The sequence below is a fragment of the Stutzerimonas sp. R40042 genome (assembly GCF_026642215.1).
Classification (GTDB): domain Bacteria; phylum Pseudomonadota; class Gammaproteobacteria; order Pseudomonadales; family Pseudomonadaceae; genus Stutzerimonas; species Stutzerimonas frequens.
In genome coordinates this window covers 2031620-2048974 of sequence record NZ_CP113258.1, presented here as the reverse complement: position 1 = coordinate 2048974, position 17355 = coordinate 2031620, and the positions used below count along the sequence as shown (strand labels likewise).

Sequence of the window (17355 nt, the reverse complement as noted above, 5' to 3'; positions counted from 1 at the left end):
ACCTCAATAAGTCCGAACCTTGGGCTCGAATGCCGGAACGGTCTTCGGAGCGAAGTTCACGGCACGCTTGGCAACGCGCTTGTCACCCGGGAAGTACAGGGTGTGGCACAGCCAATTCTCGTCATCACGCTCTTCGAAATCTTCGCGAGCATGGGCGCCACGGGATTCCTTGCGGTGCTCCGCGGCAATTGCAGTAGCCTCGGCGACTTCCAGAAGGTTCTGCAACTCAAGCGCCTCGATACGCGCGGTGTTGAACGCCTGGCTCTTGTCCGAGATTTTGACGTTGGCGATACGCTGACGCAGATCGACCAGCTGAGCGATACCCTTCTGCATGTATTCGCCGGTACGGAATACACCGAAGTAGTTCTGCATGCAGCTCTGCAGCTCCTTACGCAGCGGAGCAACGTCTTCGCCAGTGCTGCGCTCGTTGATACCAGCCAGACGCCCCAGCGCAACATCCAGATCGGTTTCGCTGGCACCGCGGTGCTCGATACCTTCCTTCAGCGCCTTCTCCAGGTGCAGACCGGCAGCGCGGCCGAACACAACGAGGTCGAGCAGCGAGTTACCGCCCAGACGGTTGGCGCCATGCACGGATACGCAGGCCACTTCGCCCACAGCGAACAGACCGTCGATGATCTTGTCATTGCCGTTGGCGTCCTGAGTAATCGCCTGACCATGGATGTTGGTGGCGATACCACCCATCATGTAGTGGCAGGTCGGAACAACCGGCACCGGTGCGACGACCGGATCGACGTGAGCGAAGGTCTTCGACAGCTCGCAGATACCGGGCAAACGGCTGTGCAGTACTTCTTCGCCCAGGTGATCCAGTTTCAACATCACGTGGTCGCCATCCGGACCACAACCGTTGCCCGCCAGGATTTCCTTGACCATCGAACGTGCAACGACGTCGCGACCAGCCAGGTCCTTCGCGTTGGGCGCGTAACGCTCCATGAAGCGCTCGCCATGCTTGTTGATCAGGTAGCCACCTTCACCGCGGCAACCTTCGGTTACCAGCACACCAGCACCAGCGATACCGGTCGGGTGGAACTGCCACATCTCGATGTCCTGCACCGGTACGCCGGCGCGCAGCGCCATGCCGACACCGTCACCCGTGTTGATCAGGGCGTTGGTGGTCGATGCGTAGATGCGACCAGCGCCGCCAGTGGCGAGCACGGTAGCCTTGGAGCGGATGTAGACGGTTTCGCCGGTCTCGATGCAGATGGCGATGACACCAACGACTGCGCCGTCCTGGTTCTTCACCAGGTCGACCGCGTACCACTCGTTGAGGAATACGGTGTCGTTCTTCAGGTTGCCCTGATAAAGAGTGTGCAGCAGTGCGTGACCGGTACGGTCTGCAGCGGCACAGGTACGAGCGGCCTGACCACCCTTACCGAAGTCCTTGGACTGCCCACCGAACGGACGCTGATAGATGCGACCCTGCTCGGTACGGGAGAACGGCAGCCCCATGTGCTCGAGCTCGAACACCGCCTCTGGGCCTACGGAACACATGTACTCGATAGCGTCCTGGTCACCGATGTAGTCGGACCCCTTGACGGTATCGTACATGTGCCAGCGCCAGTCATCGTTCGGGTCGGCCGAAGCGATGGCGCAGGTGATGCCACCCTGCGCGGAAACGGTGTGAGAACGAGTCGGGAAAACCTTGGTGACCACAGCAGTCTTGTGACCGGACTGGGACAGTTGCAGCGCCGCGCGCATACCGGCGCCACCGCCACCAACGATGATGGCGTCGAAGGAAAGCGTACGAATATTAGCCATGAATCAGATACCCCAAAGAATCTGCACACCCCAGACGAAGAAGGTGAACATGGCAATGCCACACACCGCCTGGAACAGGAAACGAACGCCGGTAGCCCACTTACCGATCGCCATGTTGGTCAGGTAGTCAGTAGAGATCGTCCACATACCTACCCACGCGTGCACACTCAGGGCGACCAGAGCCAGCAGGCTGAAGATTCGCATCCAGTTGGCCGAGAAAAGCTCGTGCCACTGGGAATACTCCAGCCCTGGGTTCGCAATCAGGTACCCAAGCAGGAACAGAAAATAAGCCGCAAGAACCACTGCAGAAACGCGCTGCGCCATCCAGTCATACAGACCCGAGCGCGAAAAGTTGGTGACGTTGGTTACCATATCCACACTCCTGCCAGAACGATCAGCACCGCCGATACGACGATAACGATTTTCGAGCCCAGCTTGCCGCCTTCCAGCGTCTCACCATGGCCAGAATCCATGATCAGGTGACGAACACCCGCCACCAGGTGGTACAGCAGTGCGGACAGCAACGCCCAGCTCACCAGCTTGGCCAGAGGACTACCCAGGTACGCACGAACCTCCTCGAAGCCTTCTGGCGAAGACAGCGAGGTATCGAGCGCGAGCAGCAACAAGGCGATACCGACGAACAGGATGACACCGGATACACGGTGGAGAATCGACGTGTAAGCAGTGATGGGGAGTTTTATTGTCCTAAGATCTAGGTTTACAGGTCGTTGGCTTTTCACGGCTTTTTTTCACACTTGAGAGCCCCAGAGCGCAGGGCAAAGTTGTTGGGAAGAGTACGCAGCAGTACCCGCTACCCACGAGTGACAACCTACAGAATACTGCCTGTAAGGCCCCTGCCGGTCGGTGTCCGAGTATAAACAGTTAGGTCACTAATGACAATGTGGTGAAGTGCCACTAAAGGCTGATAGCGACCTCTATATAAATGCCGTAAACAGTGCACCCAAGCTGTACGCATCCCCCTGCAGAGCCCTCTACGGCATGGGTTCGCGCAAATTGACTTTGCGGTTTATCACACTATAGTGATGCGGGCCCTGCGTGGGGGGCCATGATGATTCCAAGCACAAAACAGGAGGCCATACATGGCTGACAAGAAAGCGCAGTTGATCATCGAGGGCGCTGCCCCCGTCGAACTGCCCGTTTTAACCGGTACCGTAGGGCCTGATGTAATAGACGTGCGAAGCCTGACCTCCACGGGTCACTTCACCTTCGATCCCGGCTTCATGTCGACCGCCTCTTGCGAGTCCAAGATCACCTACATCGACGGCGACAAGGGCGTCCTGCTGCATCGCGGCTACCCGATCGAGCAGCTGGCGGAAAAATCCGACTACCTGGAAACCTGCTACCTGCTGCTGAACGGCGAACTGCCTACCGCCGAGCAGAAGGCACAGTTCGTCAGCACCGTGAAGAACCACACCATGGTTCACGAGCAGCTGAAGTCCTTCCTCAATGGTTTCCGTCGTGACGCCCACCCCATGGCCATCATGTGTGGCGTTGTCGGCGCCCTTTCGGCGTTCTACCACGACTCCCTGGACATCAACGATCCGCACCACCGCGAAATTTCCGCCGTGCGCCTGGTCGCCAAGATGCCGACCATCGCCGCGATGGTTTACAAGTACTCGATCGGTCAGCCGCTGATGTATCCGCGTAACGACCTGAGCTACTCCGAAAACTTCCTGCACATGATGTTCAACACCCCGTGCGAGATCAAACCGATCAGCCCGGTGTTGGCCAAGGCCATGGATCGCATCTTCATCCTGCATGCCGATCATGAGCAGAACGCTTCGACTTCCACCGTGCGCCTGGCTGGCTCCACCGGTGCCAACCCATTCGCCTGTATCGCCGCCGGTATCGCCGCCCTTTGGGGACCGGCACACGGTGGCGCGAACGAAGCCGTACTCACCATGCTGGACGAAATCGGCGACGTGTCGAACGTCGAGAAGTTCCTGGCCAAGGCCAAGGACAAGAACGATCCGTTCAAGCTGATGGGCTTCGGCCATCGCGTCTACAAGAACTTCGATCCGCGCGCCAAGGTCATGAAACAGACCTGCGACGAGGTTCTGGGCGAGCTGGGCATCAACGATCCGCAACTGGATCTGGCCATGAAGCTGGAAGAGATCGCCCTCAACGATCCGTACTTCGCCGAGCGCAACCTGTATCCGAACGTGGACTTCTACTCGGGCATCATCCTCAAGGCCATCGGCATTCCGACCAGCATGTTCACCGTCATCTTCGCCCTGGCGCGGACTGTCGGCTGGATCTCCCACTGGAAGGAAATGATCGCCTCCGGCCAGAAGATCGGCCGTCCGCGTCAGCTGTACACCGGTCACACCAAGCGCGACCTGCCGCGTTAAGCGACAAACCCCGCGCACAAAAAAGGCTGCCTTTGGGCAGCCTTTTTTGCTTTTGCAGGACCATTAGTTGTAGTGCGTAAGTACGAGCCGGAACCCCTAGAGGACGACGCCTCTAGGCAGTACCATCAGGGACTATCGCTACGCCGTCGCCTGCTCCAGCCAGCCAAGCAGACGAATCGCGTCCTCCCTGCTTTCCCCACAACAAACAGGGTCTGCCGAAAAAGCCGAGCACACGGCCGGCCGCCGCGGATCACCGAACAGCAAACAGAGAAAGTCAGCGCTTAATTGAACACAGCGCTCCCCAGCGCGTTTACCGTGTGGCATTCCGGGAATAGGTGAGCTGATGGAAGGCGCGATGCAGCAGGCACCGCAACCGGGGCGACAATCCATAAAACTGCCACTCAGTGAAAAAACGGGCGCGATGATAATCCGACAGAAGCGTGCGCACCAGATGGCCATTGCACGCGGCACCGCCTGGAAATACGCTAGCGCGTCAGTATTTCGAGCCCCACCCCATCATGCCTATCTGGTTGCAAACCGCCGCCCTGCTCTGCTGCTCCAACCTGTTCATGACCTTCGCCTGGTACGGCCACCTGAAAAGCCTGAACGGTAAACCCTGGCTTATCGCCGCATTGATCAGCTGGGGTATCGCATTCTTCGAGTACATGCTGATGGTGCCAGCAAACCGCATCGGCTATACCGAGCTGTCGATCGGCCAACTGAAGATCATGCAGGAGGTAATCACCCTGATGGTGTTCGTTCCGTTCAGCGTGCTGTACATGCAGCAGCCATTGAAGCTCGATTATCTATGGGCAGGGCTTTGCCTGATCGGTGCCGTGTACTTCATATTCCGCAGCTAGCACGCATGCCAGGTGACGCCAGCCCAGGCGCTTGGGCATACTGGCGCCCCTTTTCCAATCCTGCAAAGGCACCCAAATGTTCAAGGTAAACGAGTACTTCGACGGCACCGTCAAATCCATCGCATTCGACATGGCTGAAGGCCCTGCCACGATCGGCGTCATGGCGCCAGGTGAATACGAATTCGGCACTGCGCAACTGGAAGTCATGCACGTAGTTGCTGGCAGCCTGGACGTGAAACTGCCGGGTAGCGATGCCTGGGAAACCTTTGCCAGCGGCAGCCAGTTCACCGTACCCGCGAACAGCAAATTTCAGCTGAAGGTCAAGGTAGACACCGCGTATCTGTGCGAGTACCGCTGAGACGCAGCGAGCACTGCCGGAGACGGTGGGTTCGCGGTGGATGAGCGAAGCGTCATCCACCCTACTCCCACGCACCCTCGGTACCGCCCAGCTCTTCGCCGCGCGAATGATCCAGCGTAACGGGCGCCTAGCCTAACGACCCGTAAGCACGGCTGACCTGCTTGGCCTGATTCAGCTTGGTCAGCTCCGCGGCCAGCCGCTCACGCTCAGCGCGCCCAGCCTGCTGGAGCTCATCATACAGAGCCGCCACTGCGTCGATTTCTGCACGCAGCCCGGCATCAGCTGCATCTTCGTCGCACAATGATGCCACCAGCGCGCTGCACTCATGATCCAGCGAGCTGACCGCATCCCACTCCCCTGCACTCAGTGCGCCGCGGAGCTTTTGCGCCAAAGCGGCAAAGGCTTGCTTCTTCAACGACATCTTTTCCCCGAAAACGCGGTAAGCCAACGAACCTGCTTCGGGCGAATCAGCCCCTGGGCGCAATCTGATCCCAAGCCAGCTTTATCTCACCCAGAAGCTTGCCCACTTCATTCAGTTTGTCGACATCATTATGTCGACTCGCTTCGAACAGGCGCATCGTCATGTATTCGTACAGGCGATCAAGGTTGGCCGCCAGCTCGCCGCCAACATCCTGATCAAGCGCATCACGCAGCCCACCTATGATATTGATGGCCTTGCCGATCAGCACACCCTTCTCAGCGAAAGCATCACGCTCCATCGCACCTTTGGCCTGAGCGATACGATCCAAACCGCCTTGCATCAGCATCTGAATCAGGCGATGCGGGTCGGCCTCGGTAACCTGAGCTTTTACGCCAACCTGCTGGTATTGCCGCATTGCTGCCATAGCATTCATTTGGATGAGCCCCTTGCCACATCGATCTCACATGCCTGTTTATCGGTCATCTGGCGCAGGACTTGAGTTTGTTTTGCAAACAAAAAACCGCCTACCGGCGGTTCTTGTATAAGCAGCCTGGCCTACTTTTTCGAATTGCTTGCTGCCCAAGGCAGATTCTCCAGCGACGCGAGAAGGCTCGAAGACGTATTAGACAACTGCCCCACCAACAGATCCATTGCATTGAACTGCTTGTACAGTCGCTCCTGAAGCGAGGTGATACGGCGGGTGAGCGCCTCTTTCTGATCATCTATCTTAGTGATCGTCTCGGTCATTGCCTTGTTGCGCTGCTCGAGTATTCCACCGGTCTCGGTGTATGGCTTCAGCTTCGCATCAAGCCTGGAAGCCAACCCCTTGTCACCTGTGAACAGGCCCGACAATTCGCCGAAATTACCGGCCATCGCCTTGTCCAGCTTGGCGCTGTCAATGGCGAGCGTGCCATCCTTCTGTGTGGTGATACCAATATCGGTCAGCGCACGCAGTGCACCATCACCCTGCACGTTAACCAACTCGTTGCGAATCGTGTTGAGCAGGGTACGCGCCGTGGCATCACCTACCAGTGCTCCCGCGACCGGCGCCTTATCCTCGCCTACCGATGTGACCTTGGTCTGCGCGTTAATCACACCGATCAGCTTGTTGTAGCTGTCGACAAAGGACTGGATCTGCTTTTTAACCCCCGCCTTGTCTTCCGCCACCGCGATGGTCAGCGGTTCGTTTGCAACGGTTTTGGCCTTAAGGTCGAGCGTGACGCCCTCAATGGCACCATCGACTTTGTTGGTTTCGCTGATTACCTTCAAACCGTCGACATACAATTCAGCACTCTGTGCCGAGGTCAACACGCGAGCATCTTTGCCGGTGCCTGAGGTACCGTCGAAGTTCAATGCGGAAAGACCGATGAGCCCTGGTTCGTCTGCCCCGGTTGCAGTGACAGTAATATCGCGCCCTGCGCCCGTCTTGCTGCTACTCAGCACCAGTCGAGAACCATACTCGTCCGTAACGATGGTGGCGCTAACCCCCATGTCTTTCCCGGCCGTGTTGATTGCATCACGCACACCGACGAGCGTGTTGTTGTCCTCGTCAATCGTGACGGAAAAGGATTCCTTGGTGTTCGGCGCGGGCGGGATGCCTGGCACACCAAGCGAGACCTCGAACGTTCCACTGGTAAAACGCGCAGGGGCTTCGGCCGTATTGGGAATCGCGGCCAATGCAACCTTGCTGCTGCTCGCCAGTGATTTGACTTCCAGTTGATAGCTGCCAGCTCCCGCGGTGGTTGTCGCCGTAACGCCCACGAAGTCCGACTTGCTGGAGGTAGCCGAGCGCGCTTGGAACAGCTCTGGCTTGTTTAGCGCACCCAGTGCAGTCTGGAAATCACTGATTGCACCCTTTAGCGCGCCAACCGCCGTGATCCGCGTAGTGGTCTTCTTTTCGAGGGTTGCAAGCTGGGTTTCCTTGGGCGCGCGCTCGGCAGCCACCATGCTGGCCACGATGCTGTCGATGTCGATCCCGGAACCGATGCCTGTTACGCCTGCCATAGCTTCACCTCGTCAAATAAACCACGCGACCGTACTAGATCTAAAACCAAACAAGAAACGTGCCTAGGCCTTGGCCTCGAACAACAGGCTGCGCATCTCATCCAAACGCTCTGCCAGGCGCAGGATATCCTCGGATGGAATCTGCCGCACCACTTTGCCCGAGTCGCCGTCCAGCACCTGTACTACAACCTGACCGGAGGAATCATCCACGCTGAAGTTCAAATCGCGCTGCAAGTTCTGCACCTGCGTGCGAATTCGCTCTACTGCTTCGTTTACATCTACATTTTGTGGCGCCTTGCCAACGCCACCCTCGTCCTGCAACGACGAAAGCCCAGCCTCCTGACGAAAGCTGGGCATTGCATTGCTCGACGAGGATGACGCAAGTGTGGCACTGGCTGCTCTTGCGACGTCCATGATTCACCTCTCAATGAATCGATGGGGTGGATTAACCACCCCATCGGTAAGCCTCGCTTACTGCAGCAAGCTGAGAACGGCCTGCGGCAGCTGCTTGGCCTGAGCCAGGATCGCGGTACCGGCTTGTTGCAGAATCTGGTTCTTGCTCAGATTTGCAGTTTCGGCAGCGAAGTCGGTGTCCTGGATGCGGCCGCGGGCAGCGGAAACGTTCTCGGAGATGCTCTGTAGGTTAGCGATGGTATTGTCGAAGCGATTCTGCACCGCACCCAAATCTGCGCGCTGGCTATCAATACTGGCTAATGCCGAGTCGATAATGGCGATAGCAGATTGGGCACCGCCTTGGGTACTAATGTTTACGCTAGAAATCGCTTTCAACGCCGAGGTTTCGGTGCCAATAGCACCAGTAACATCAGCTGTATCAGCGGTAATCGAGAACGCCCCAGAACTAGTAGTGCGAACAACACCAACCGCAGTAGCAGCTGCAGCACTAGTCTCGGTGATAGTGAATGTACTAGTCGTAGCTTTACCTTCATAATCGAGCGCGGTAGCTACTACCGACTGGTCGCCAGTAGCGTTGCCAGCGAAGTTAGTAATCTTAATATCATCGCCAGCTTCGCTTATCAGTTGAAGCTTACCAGACGAGTCGGCCACAGCGACGATCCCAGTGCTACTACTAACCGCGTTAATCTTATCAGCAAAGTCGGCAAAATCGGTCGCTGAGGTTGCAGTCGCTGTGATAGCTACAGCGCTGGAGTTTGCACCCTGCAAATTAAAGGTGTAAGTGGCAGCTCCTGACAGCGTAGAAAGCTGCAACCCTGTGCGCGCGTCTGCAGCAACACCGGTATTACCGGTTTCAGCATTAATGGCTGCGGCTGTGGCCTTTGCAGACGCCCCTGCCCCAACGTTAATTGCTGCGGCATTACTGCCCTGAGGCCCCGTAATGTTCAGCGCCGTAGCAGCGACCGCATTGGCTGCAGAGACCGTGCCGATATCGCCTGCTGCCGCACCCGTAAGGTCGTTGAAATTCGTGCCCAGCGAGTTAGCAGACGCTCCTTTCAAGGCCACGTTAATAGTTTCATTTGCATTCGAGCCGACCTGAAAGGAGCTCGTTCCAAAGGTACCGTCCAACAACTTGCGCCCACCGAACGTAGTCGTGTCCGCAATCCTGGTTAGCTCAGACTGCAGCTGAGCTACTTCCTTCTGAAGGGATGCTCGATCTGACCCATCATTACTTCCATTAGCTGACTGCAGCGAAAGGTCACGCATGCGCTGGAGAATGTTTGTTGACTGCTGCAGTGCCCCTTCTGCAGTTTGTGCCAAGGAGATTCCATCGTTGGCGTTACGAACGGCAACTCCCAAGCCGCTGATCTGACTGGTCAGGCGGTTGGAAATCTGCAGACCAGCGGCGTCGTCCTTAGCGCTGTTGATGCGGCTACCGGTGGACAGGCGCTGCATGGAGGTGGCCAGCGCATTGGAAGAGTTGCTGAGGTTGCGCTGAGTATTCAGCGAAGCAATGTTGGTATTGACGGTAAGAGCCATGGTGTTTGCCTCCAAGGGCGCTAGTTACTTTGGTTGCCTGAGCTTGCGACTCCGGGCCGGCTTGTGCCCAGGCACCCATTGAGTTCGCATTCGATTAGCTTATCGGCGCCGTTTGGGTTGGCTTTAGGGCAGATTCGAACTTTTTCGTGAGCCCGGTACCGCTCCAACGCTACGCCAGCACATCCATACTGCGGACTTGCTTGACTAGCTTTTCGGGTGAGGCGAGGAAAACTTTAGGGGAAAGCTGCAGCTGTTCCCTGACCTGGAGTCAAAGGGGCTCGCTCACTGCTGGCGAGCTTTGCTAACGCATTCCCGCCGAAGGCCGCTCCCACCAATTCGGTGAAACATTTGGGGAGCGGGTATGACAGCGAAGCTCGCTGGGATGAGGCGTTGCTGACGTGCTATGAACCAAGCTGTGCGAGATGCTCGAGGAATTGCGCTTCGTCGAGCACCGTCACGCCGAGTTCGTTGGCTTTGGTGAGCTTCGACCCCGCGCCTGGGCCCGCCACTACGCAGTTTGTTTTGGCGGATACGGACCCGGCGACCTTTGCCCCCAAAGCCTCCAGCCGCGCCTTGCCTTCATCACGACTCATGGTTTCCAGCGTGCCGGTAAGTACCCAGGTCTGCCCGGCCAGCGGCAGGCCTTCCGCAGACTTCCTCTCGCTCTCCCAGTGCATACCGAACTCCCGCAGCTGGGCTTCGATAGCGCGGGCGCGTTCGGCGCTCTCGGGTTTGTCGAAGTAGTCGCGCAGGGAGCGCGCGGCCTTTTCGTTCAGCCGTTCAACCTGACGCAGATCGAGCCAGTCGGCGGCGATGATTGCTTCGAGCGTGCCGAAACGCTCTGTCAGCCGCTGGGCACCGGTGCGGGCGATATGAGGAATGTTGAGCCGGTCGAGCAGGTCAGCCAGTGTCGCGCAGGCGGCGAACTCGGGATGTACATCGCCCTCCTCCTGTGGTTCGACGCCGCGCTCGCGCAGCAGCGCGATGACCGTGCGGTTGTGTTCGTCCTCGAAGAAGCTATGGATTTCATGAGCGACTTCGAGCCCCACGTCAGGCAGGTAGACGAGCACGTCCGGCAATGCCCGGCTGATTCGCTCCAGGGAACCCAGCGCGCGTGCCAGCAATTTGGCGGTTTCTTCACCGACGTCTGGTATGCCGAGGGCGTAGACGAACCTTGCGAGGCTCGGTTTGCGGCTGGCATCGATGGCGTTGAGCAGGTTGCGCGTGGAAATTTCGGCGAAACCTTCCAGATCGATGACCTGCTCATGGGTCAGGCAGTAGAGATCCGCCGGCGATTTGACCAACCCCCTGTCGACCAGCTGCTCGACGATCTTGTCACCCAGGCCGTCGATATCCATCGCACGACGCGAGACGAAATGGATGATCGCCTGCTTAAGCTGCGCCTGACAGGCCAGCCGGCCGACGCAACGGTAGATCGAGCCTTCGCTCACCGACTCACGCCCCTTGCTGCGCTTGATCAGCTGGGTACGCTCCACGGCAGAACCGCACACCGGGCACTGCTCCGGCACATGCACGGCGCGCGCGCCGACCGGGCGGCGTTCGGCGATTACGCCAAGGATCTGGGGAATCACATCGCCTGCACGGCGCACGATCACCGTATCGCCGATCATCACGCCCAGGCGCGCCACTTCGTCCATGTTGTGCAGCGTCGCGTTGGAAACCGTAACGCCCGCCACCTGCACCGGCTTCAACCGGGCGACCGGGGTGATCGCGCCGGTACGGCCGACCTGGAATTCCACATCGAGCAGTTCGGTGATTTCCTCCCGCGCGGGAAACTTGTGGGCGATGGCCCAGCGCGGCTCGCGCGCCCGGAAGCCCAGCTCACGCTGCTGCGCGACCGCGTTGACCTTGAACACCACACCGTCGATCTCATACGGCAGCGCGTCGCGCTTTTCACCGATGGCGTCGTAATAGGCGCGGCATTCGGCGACGCCCCTGGCCAGTTTCAGCTCACGGCTGATGGGCAGGCCCCAGCTTTTCAGCGCCTGGAGAATACCGATGTGCGTACCCGGCAGCTCGCCATCGCTGCGCCCTACGCCGTAGGCACAAAGTTCCAGCGGACGGCTGGCAGTGATCTTCGAATCCAGCTGACGCAGGCTTCCAGCAGCGGCGTTACGGGGATTGGCGAAGGTTTTGCCGCCGCTTTCCAGCTGCCGCGCATTCAGCGCTTCAAACCCCGCCTTGGGCATGTAGATTTCGCCGCGCACCTCGAGCACCGCCGGCCAGCCACTGCCATGCAGCTTGAGCGGGATGTTGCGAACGGTGCGCACATTGGCGCTGATGTCCTCACCCGTGCTGCCATCGCCGCGGGTGGCGCCGCGCACCAGATGGCCGTTCTCATAAAGCAGGCTGACCGCCAGACCATCCAGTTTGGGTTCGCAGCTGTACTCGACTACAGCGCCATCGCCGAACAGGTCACCTGCCGGCAAATCCAGCCCTTCGCGCACGCGGCGGTCGAAATCGAGCAGATCCTGCTCCTCGAAGGCATTGCCCAGACTCAGCATCGGCACTTCGTAGCGCACCTGACCGAACGCCGCCAGCGCCGCTCCGCCGACCCGCTGGGTTGGCGACTCGGGTGTCACCAGCTCCGGGTGCTCCGCCTCGAGCGCCTTGAGCTCATTGAACAGACGGTCGTACTCGGCATCGGGAACGCTGGGTTCGTCGAGCACGTAGTAGCGGTAGTTGTGGGCGTCGATTTCGCTGCGCAGTTCGGCAATTCGCTCGGCGGCGGTTTGGGCGGAAGGCATAGGGACGGAGCCGTGACTGGGGCTGTGCTGATTCAGACCGCATCAGCGCGCCTTGGTTGATATGGAAGGCGTCGGATTCTAGCCGAATGCGAGTCCGAAGGCAGGTCTGCAGGTTCTGTTGGCTGGGGTCGGACTGGGCAGGCAGCGTTGCGTGACGACGCGCTGAAGCGAAGTGCCGGTGGGCTGAAGCCCACCCTACGACAGTCTGCAGAGCGAGGCGGCAGGCCAGTGAAAGCGAGTCTGCCCAATCAAACGCAACACCGGGCGCGAGGCCCGGTGCTGTGAATTATCAGCGTTGCTTGATGGTCATCTGTCGGCGTTCGAACTCGACGATGCGCTGGCGGTAGTGTTCGATGGTCTGGGCGGTCAGCACACTGCGCTGGTCGTCCTTCAGCTCACCGTTGAGCTCCTGGGACAGCTTGCGCGCCGCGGCGACCATGACATCGAAGGCCTGCTTGGGATGACGCGGCCCCGGCAATCCGAGGAAGAAGCTCACGGCCGGTGTGGTGAAATGATCGATATCGTCCAGATCGAAGGTGCCGGGCTTGACTGCATTGGCCATGGAGAACAGCACCTCACCATTCCCGGCCATGCTTTCGTGGCGGTGGAAGATGTCCATCTCACCGAAGCGCAGGCCGCTTTCCAGGATGTTCTGCAGCAATGCCGGGCCACGGAAGCCGTGCGGATCGCGGCAGATGACGTTGATGACCAGCACTTCTTCCACCGGTGCCTGCTCTTTCGCCGGCTGCGCCTCGACATCGTCCGCGTCGCCGACGACCGGATCCAGCAGGGTCGGCACCGGCTCGTCAGTGCTCAGTTGCAGATCGCCCTGGTAAGGCTCGCTATGCCGGCGCTTCTTGCCCGCGTCGCGACCAGACTGGCGGGCGCTCACCGGCGGCATGTCGGCTTCGTCCAGCGAAGGCTCATGCTCACGATCCACCACGCGAGCCGGCCCTAACAGCTCGGTGGAATCATCGACATCGGGAAGGTTGGAAAGGCTGCGGTCCAGCTTGAATTTCAGCTTGCCCTTGCCACCGCGCATGCGACGCCAGCCGTCGAACAAAATGCCGGCAATGACGATGATGCCGATGACGATCAGCCACTCGCGCAGACCGATATCCATTAATGCATTAACCTCTGAATTCGATGATAAAGACGCAACAAGCGGTCACCTGGGACTGCTCTCAGCGCATCGTAAAAATTGTGCCCTAAGCTAGCACGACGAACGGTAGATTTGCACCGTGCGGTAGTTCTCTTTTTATGGGCTCTTCAGTATCAAAAACGCTCAAATGCGCGGCTTAATCCTCATGCTTCGGCCAGTGCCACGGCCTGTTCGACATCGACCGCCACCAACCGTGAACAACCCGGTTCATGCATCGTCACGCCCATCAGCTGATCGGCCATTTCCATGGCGATCTTGTTGTGGGTGATGTAGATGAACTGCACTTTCTCCGACATTTCCTTGACCAGTCGTGCATAACGGCCGACGTTGGCGTCGTCCAGTGGAGCATCGACTTCATCCAGCATGCAGAACGGTGCCGGGTTTAGCTGGAAGATCGCAAACACCAGCGCCAGCGCAGTCAATGCCTTTTCGCCACCGGAAAGCAGGTGAATGGTGCTGTTCTTCTTTCCGGGCGGACGCGCCATGATCGCCACCCCGGTATCGAGTAAATCTTCTCCGGTAAGTTCCAGATAAGCATTGCCACCGCCGAACACTTTTGGAAAGAGCGCCTGCAGGCCACTGTTGATCTGGTCGAAGGTTTCCTTGAAGCGGTTGCGGGTTTCACGGTCGATCTTGCGGATGACGTTTTCCAGCGTGTCCAGCGCTTCGACGAGGTCGTCGTTCTGCGCATCGAGATAGCGCTTGCGTTCGGACTGCTGCTGGTATTCGTCGATCGCCGCCAGGTTGATCGGCCCCAGACGCTGGATACGCTGAGCCAAGCGCTCCAACTCCGCTTCCCAGGTCTGCTCGCTGGCGTCGCCGGGAAGCGTGGCGAGCACGCCATGCAGGTCGTAGCCGTCCTCGTGCAGCTGATCCTGCAGCGCCTTGCGCCGGACGCTCAGTTCTTGCCAGCCCAGGCGCTGTTGCTCCAGTTGCCCCCGCAGCAGCTGCGCCTGTTGTTCGGCCTGGGTACGGCGTTTCTCCGCATCGCGCAGTTCGCGATCGGCGTCTTCCAGCGCCAGACGCGCATGCTTGAGTTCATCCTCGACGCCCATGCGCCGCTCCAGCAGCTCTTCGAGCTTCATGCGCAGCTCTTCCAGCGGTGCCTCACCCTCCTCCAGGTTCAGCGTCAGCTGCTCGCGGCGCTCGACGGCGCGTTCGAACTGCTGTTCCAACCGCTCCAGAGCCTGGCGAGTCGACTCGTGCTGCGCCCTGAGCGAACCGACCCGCAACGCCAGCTGATGGGCATGATCCTTATGCTGCCGCGCCTCCTGGCGAATACGATCGAGCCGCTCACGGATGCCGTCGCGGCTGGCCAGCAGCGTCTCGCGCTGTTCGGTATCCTGCGCCATCGCTTCCAGCGCTTCTTGCAGCTGCAGGCGCGCTTCGCCCAGCTGTTCGGTCTCGATTTCGCGCTGTTCCTGCTGCTCGGCCAGCTCTTCGTCCAGCCGACGACGGCGCAGCGCCAGCTGTTCCAGGCGTGCCTGGCCGGCCGACAGCTTGGCCTTGAGGTCGCCATGCTTGCGTGCTTCTTCCTGTTGCTGACGACGCTGCTGTTCGCGCTCGCCTTCCAGACGGGACTGCTCGCCGCCCAGCTCGGCGATGCGGTCCTCCATCGTCGCCAGGCTCGCTTCGCGCTCGTCACGCTCGGCCAACAAGCGCTGCAGCTCCTGACCGCGCGCCAGTACGCCGGACTCCGCCTCGCTAGCGCGACGCACACGCAGAAAATGCCGGCCGACCCAATAGCCATCGCGGCTGACCAAACTCTCGCCCTCGGCCAGCGACGCGTGCGCGGCCAGTGCCTGCTCCAGCGATTCGACCGGCCGCACGCGGCTCAGCCAAGGCGAAAGATCCTGCGCCGACTCGACCCGTTCCAGCAGACTGCCAGGACAGCGGACGCCGCCACGCGACGCGTTGGCCAGATTTAGCTCGCCGTGCTGGAAGCCCGCAAGCTCGACCTCGGCGAAATCATCCAGCAGCACCGCCTGCAGATCCGCGCCCAGCACGGTTTCCACGGCCAGTTCCCAGCCTGGCTCGACGCGCAGCCCATCGGCCAGCCGCGGGCGCTGCTCCAGCCCCTGTTCGCGCAACCATTCAGCGACGCCCTTGCCCGGCTCCATCGCCGCCTGCTGCAACGCCTCCAGCGACGCGATTCGCCCATTCAGGCGCTGCAGTTCACCTTGCGCCTGCTGCTGGGTTCGGGTCGCCAGCTGCAACTCTTCACGCAGCTGCTCAAGACGTTCATTGAGCGCTTCGCCCGCCGCGGCGAATGCTTCGAGCTCGAGCTCACTAGCGGCAAGCTGCTCGTCCAATTCAAGGATCGCGACATCTTCCGGGTCGGCCGCCAACAACGCACGCTCGTCATCCAGACGGCGCTGCCGCTCGGCCAGGCGTTCCAGGCTCTGCTCCAGCTGCTGGATGCGTGATTGCTGCACTTCCGCGGCGCGGCGCGGCTCGGCGCTGTGCTGGTTGAAGCGCTCCCACTGCTCCTGCCAGGCCTGCATGGCGGATTCGGCTTCTTCCAGCTGGGCGGCAGATTCCTCGGCAGCAGCGTCGGACAGCTCCTGCTCGGGCTCGAGCATCGCCAGCTCTTCACCCAAGGTAGCGAGCAGCGTGCGGTCGTGGCCAAGGTGCGACTCGGTCTCAAGGCGCGCCTGCTCCGCCTCGCGCAGGTCGTCCTGCAGCTGGCGCAGGCGCTGCTGGCCATGCTGGATGCTCTGCTCGACGCGTGCGATATCACCGCCAACCGAATAGAAGCGGCCCTGCACCTGATTGAAACGCTCGGACAGCTCATGGTGACCGTCCCGCAGGCGCTCGATGCTCGCATCGGCACTGCGCTGCTCGGCCACCAGTGCTTCGAAGGCGACCTCCTGATCGCCGATGACCTGCTCGCGCTGACCGACCTGCTCGTTCAAGGCCTGCCAACGAAGTGCCGACAGCTGCGCCTTGAGCTGGCGCTCTTCGGCCTTGTACTCCTGATACTTCTCCGCCGACTGCGCCTGACGGTGCAGGCGCTCGAGCTGGCGTTCCAGCTCTTCGCGCAGGTCGGTCAGGCGCGCCAGATTCTCGTGAGTGCGGCGGATGCGATTCTCGGTTTCGCGCCGGCGCTCCTTGTACTTGGAGATGCCGGCCGCCTCTTCGATGAAGTTGCGCAGATCCTCCGGCTTGGCCTCGATCAGCTTGGAGATCATGCCCTGCTCGATGATCGAATAGCTGCGCGGCCCGAGCCCGGTGCCGAGGAAGATGTCGGTGATGTCGCGGCGCCGACACTTCACGCCGTTGAGAAAGTAGGTGTTCTGCGAATCACGGGTGACGCGACGGCGGATGGAGATTTCGGCAAAGGCGGCGTACTCGCCGGTAAGCATGCCATCGGAATTGTCGAAGATCAGCTCGATGCTCGCCTGGGTCACCGGCTTGCGCGTGTTGGAGCCATTGAAGATGACGTCGGTCATCGACTCGCCGCGCAGGTTCTTCGCCGAGCTTTCGCCCATGACCCAGCGTACGGCGTCGATGATGTTGGATTTGCCGCAGCCGTTCGGGCCGACCACCGCCGCCATGTTGCTGGGGAAGCTGACCGTGGTGGGATCGACGAAGGACTTGAAGCCGGCGAGTTTGATGCTTTTCAGTCGCATGCGGCCTATCCGTGGCGATCAGCGGGAAAACGAACAAGCGGAGTCGCCA

15 protein-coding genes are annotated in these 17355 nt (G+C 60.0%); 3 read left to right on the top strand and 12 right to left on the bottom strand.

What is annotated here, in order from left to right; genetic code table 11:
- Positions 1-3: 3 nt before the first annotated feature.
- From sdhA to sdhC, 3 genes are read right to left on the bottom strand one after another with little or no spacing between them, the layout of a single operon-like run.
- Positions 4-1776 (bottom strand): succinate dehydrogenase flavoprotein subunit, encoded by a 1773-nt coding sequence (sdhA, locus tag OUY36_RS09815; RefSeq protein ID WP_013982596.1) that lies wholly within the window; start codon positions 1774-1776, stop codon positions 4-6.
- A 3-nt stretch (positions 1777-1779) separates the two neighbouring features.
- The gene (gene sdhD / locus OUY36_RS09810) at positions 1780-2148 is read right to left on the bottom strand and encodes a succinate dehydrogenase, hydrophobic membrane anchor protein (RefSeq protein WP_003302393.1); all 369 of its coding nucleotides are present in this window, start codon (positions 2146-2148) and stop codon (positions 1780-1782) included.
- Positions 2142-2516 (bottom strand): succinate dehydrogenase, cytochrome b556 subunit, encoded by a 375-nt coding sequence (gene sdhC, locus OUY36_RS09805; RefSeq protein WP_037000587.1) that lies wholly within the window; start codon positions 2514-2516, stop codon positions 2142-2144. The genes sdhD and sdhC overlap by 7 nt, the downstream gene beginning before the upstream one ends.
- Before the next feature lie 360 nt (positions 2517-2876).
- Here sdhC and gltA point away from each other — a divergent pair, with 360 nt between their 5' ends.
- On the top strand, positions 2877-4148 hold the full coding sequence (gltA, locus tag OUY36_RS09800) for a citrate synthase (protein ID WP_017245263.1): 1272 nt from the start codon (positions 2877-2879) through the stop codon (positions 4146-4148).
- Between the two features lie 138 nt (positions 4149-4286).
- Here gltA and OUY36_RS09795 read toward each other — a convergent pair whose 3' ends face one another.
- Positions 4287-4538, bottom strand: a complete 252-nt coding sequence (locus OUY36_RS09795; RefSeq protein WP_267938147.1) for a YkgJ family cysteine cluster protein — start codon at positions 4536-4538, stop codon at positions 4287-4289.
- Between the two features lie 128 nt (positions 4539-4666).
- Between OUY36_RS09795 and OUY36_RS09790 the strand changes: the two genes are divergently transcribed.
- Together OUY36_RS09790 and ppnP are read left to right on the top strand one after the other, a co-directional pair.
- Positions 4667-5008 (top strand): DMT family protein, encoded by a 342-nt coding sequence (locus tag OUY36_RS09790; protein WP_125921225.1) that lies wholly within the window; start codon positions 4667-4669, stop codon positions 5006-5008.
- Positions 5009-5084: 76 nt separating this feature from the next.
- Complete coding sequence (ppnP, locus tag OUY36_RS09785) at positions 5085-5366, top strand: pyrimidine/purine nucleoside phosphorylase (protein WP_102841286.1); 282 nt, start codon at positions 5085-5087, stop codon at positions 5364-5366.
- A 127-nt stretch (positions 5367-5493) separates the two neighbouring features.
- Here the strand turns inward: ppnP and OUY36_RS09780 are convergent, their stop codons facing one another.
- The 8 genes from OUY36_RS09780 to smc form a co-directional block, all read right to left on the bottom strand.
- Positions 5494-5787 (bottom strand): flagellar protein FliT, encoded by a 294-nt coding sequence (locus OUY36_RS09780; protein WP_267938144.1) that lies wholly within the window; start codon positions 5785-5787, stop codon positions 5494-5496.
- A 46-nt stretch (positions 5788-5833) separates the two neighbouring features.
- Positions 5834-6220: a flagellar export chaperone FliS gene (gene fliS, locus OUY36_RS09775; protein WP_230485150.1), complete on the bottom strand. Its 387-nt coding sequence runs from the start codon at positions 6218-6220 to the stop codon at positions 5834-5836.
- A gap of 122 nt (positions 6221-6342) precedes the next feature.
- On the bottom strand, positions 6343-7791 hold the full coding sequence (fliD, locus tag OUY36_RS09770) for a flagellar filament capping protein FliD (protein ID WP_230485151.1): 1449 nt from the start codon (positions 7789-7791) through the stop codon (positions 6343-6345).
- Between the two features lie 63 nt (positions 7792-7854).
- Positions 7855-8148: a flagellar protein FlaG gene (locus OUY36_RS09765; protein WP_267937843.1), complete on the bottom strand. Its 294-nt coding sequence runs from the start codon at positions 8146-8148 to the stop codon at positions 7855-7857.
- 114 nt (positions 8149-8262) lie between these two features.
- Positions 8263-9744 (bottom strand): flagellin, encoded by a 1482-nt coding sequence (locus OUY36_RS09760; protein WP_267937842.1) that lies wholly within the window; start codon positions 9742-9744, stop codon positions 8263-8265.
- A 401-nt stretch (positions 9745-10145) separates the two neighbouring features.
- Complete coding sequence (gene ligA, locus OUY36_RS09755) at positions 10146-12512, bottom strand: NAD-dependent DNA ligase LigA (RefSeq protein ID WP_267937841.1); 2367 nt, start codon at positions 12510-12512, stop codon at positions 10146-10148.
- Positions 12513-12801: 289 nt separating this feature from the next.
- The gene (gene zipA, locus OUY36_RS09750; RefSeq protein WP_042924541.1) at positions 12802-13635 is read right to left on the bottom strand and encodes a cell division protein ZipA; all 834 of its coding nucleotides are present in this window, start codon (positions 13633-13635) and stop codon (positions 12802-12804) included.
- Between the two features lie 182 nt (positions 13636-13817).
- Positions 13818-17306, bottom strand: coding sequence for a chromosome segregation protein SMC (gene smc, locus OUY36_RS09745; protein ID WP_267937840.1), 3489 nt, complete (start codon positions 17304-17306; stop codon positions 13818-13820).
- Between the last annotated feature and the right edge of the window lie 49 nt (positions 17307-17355).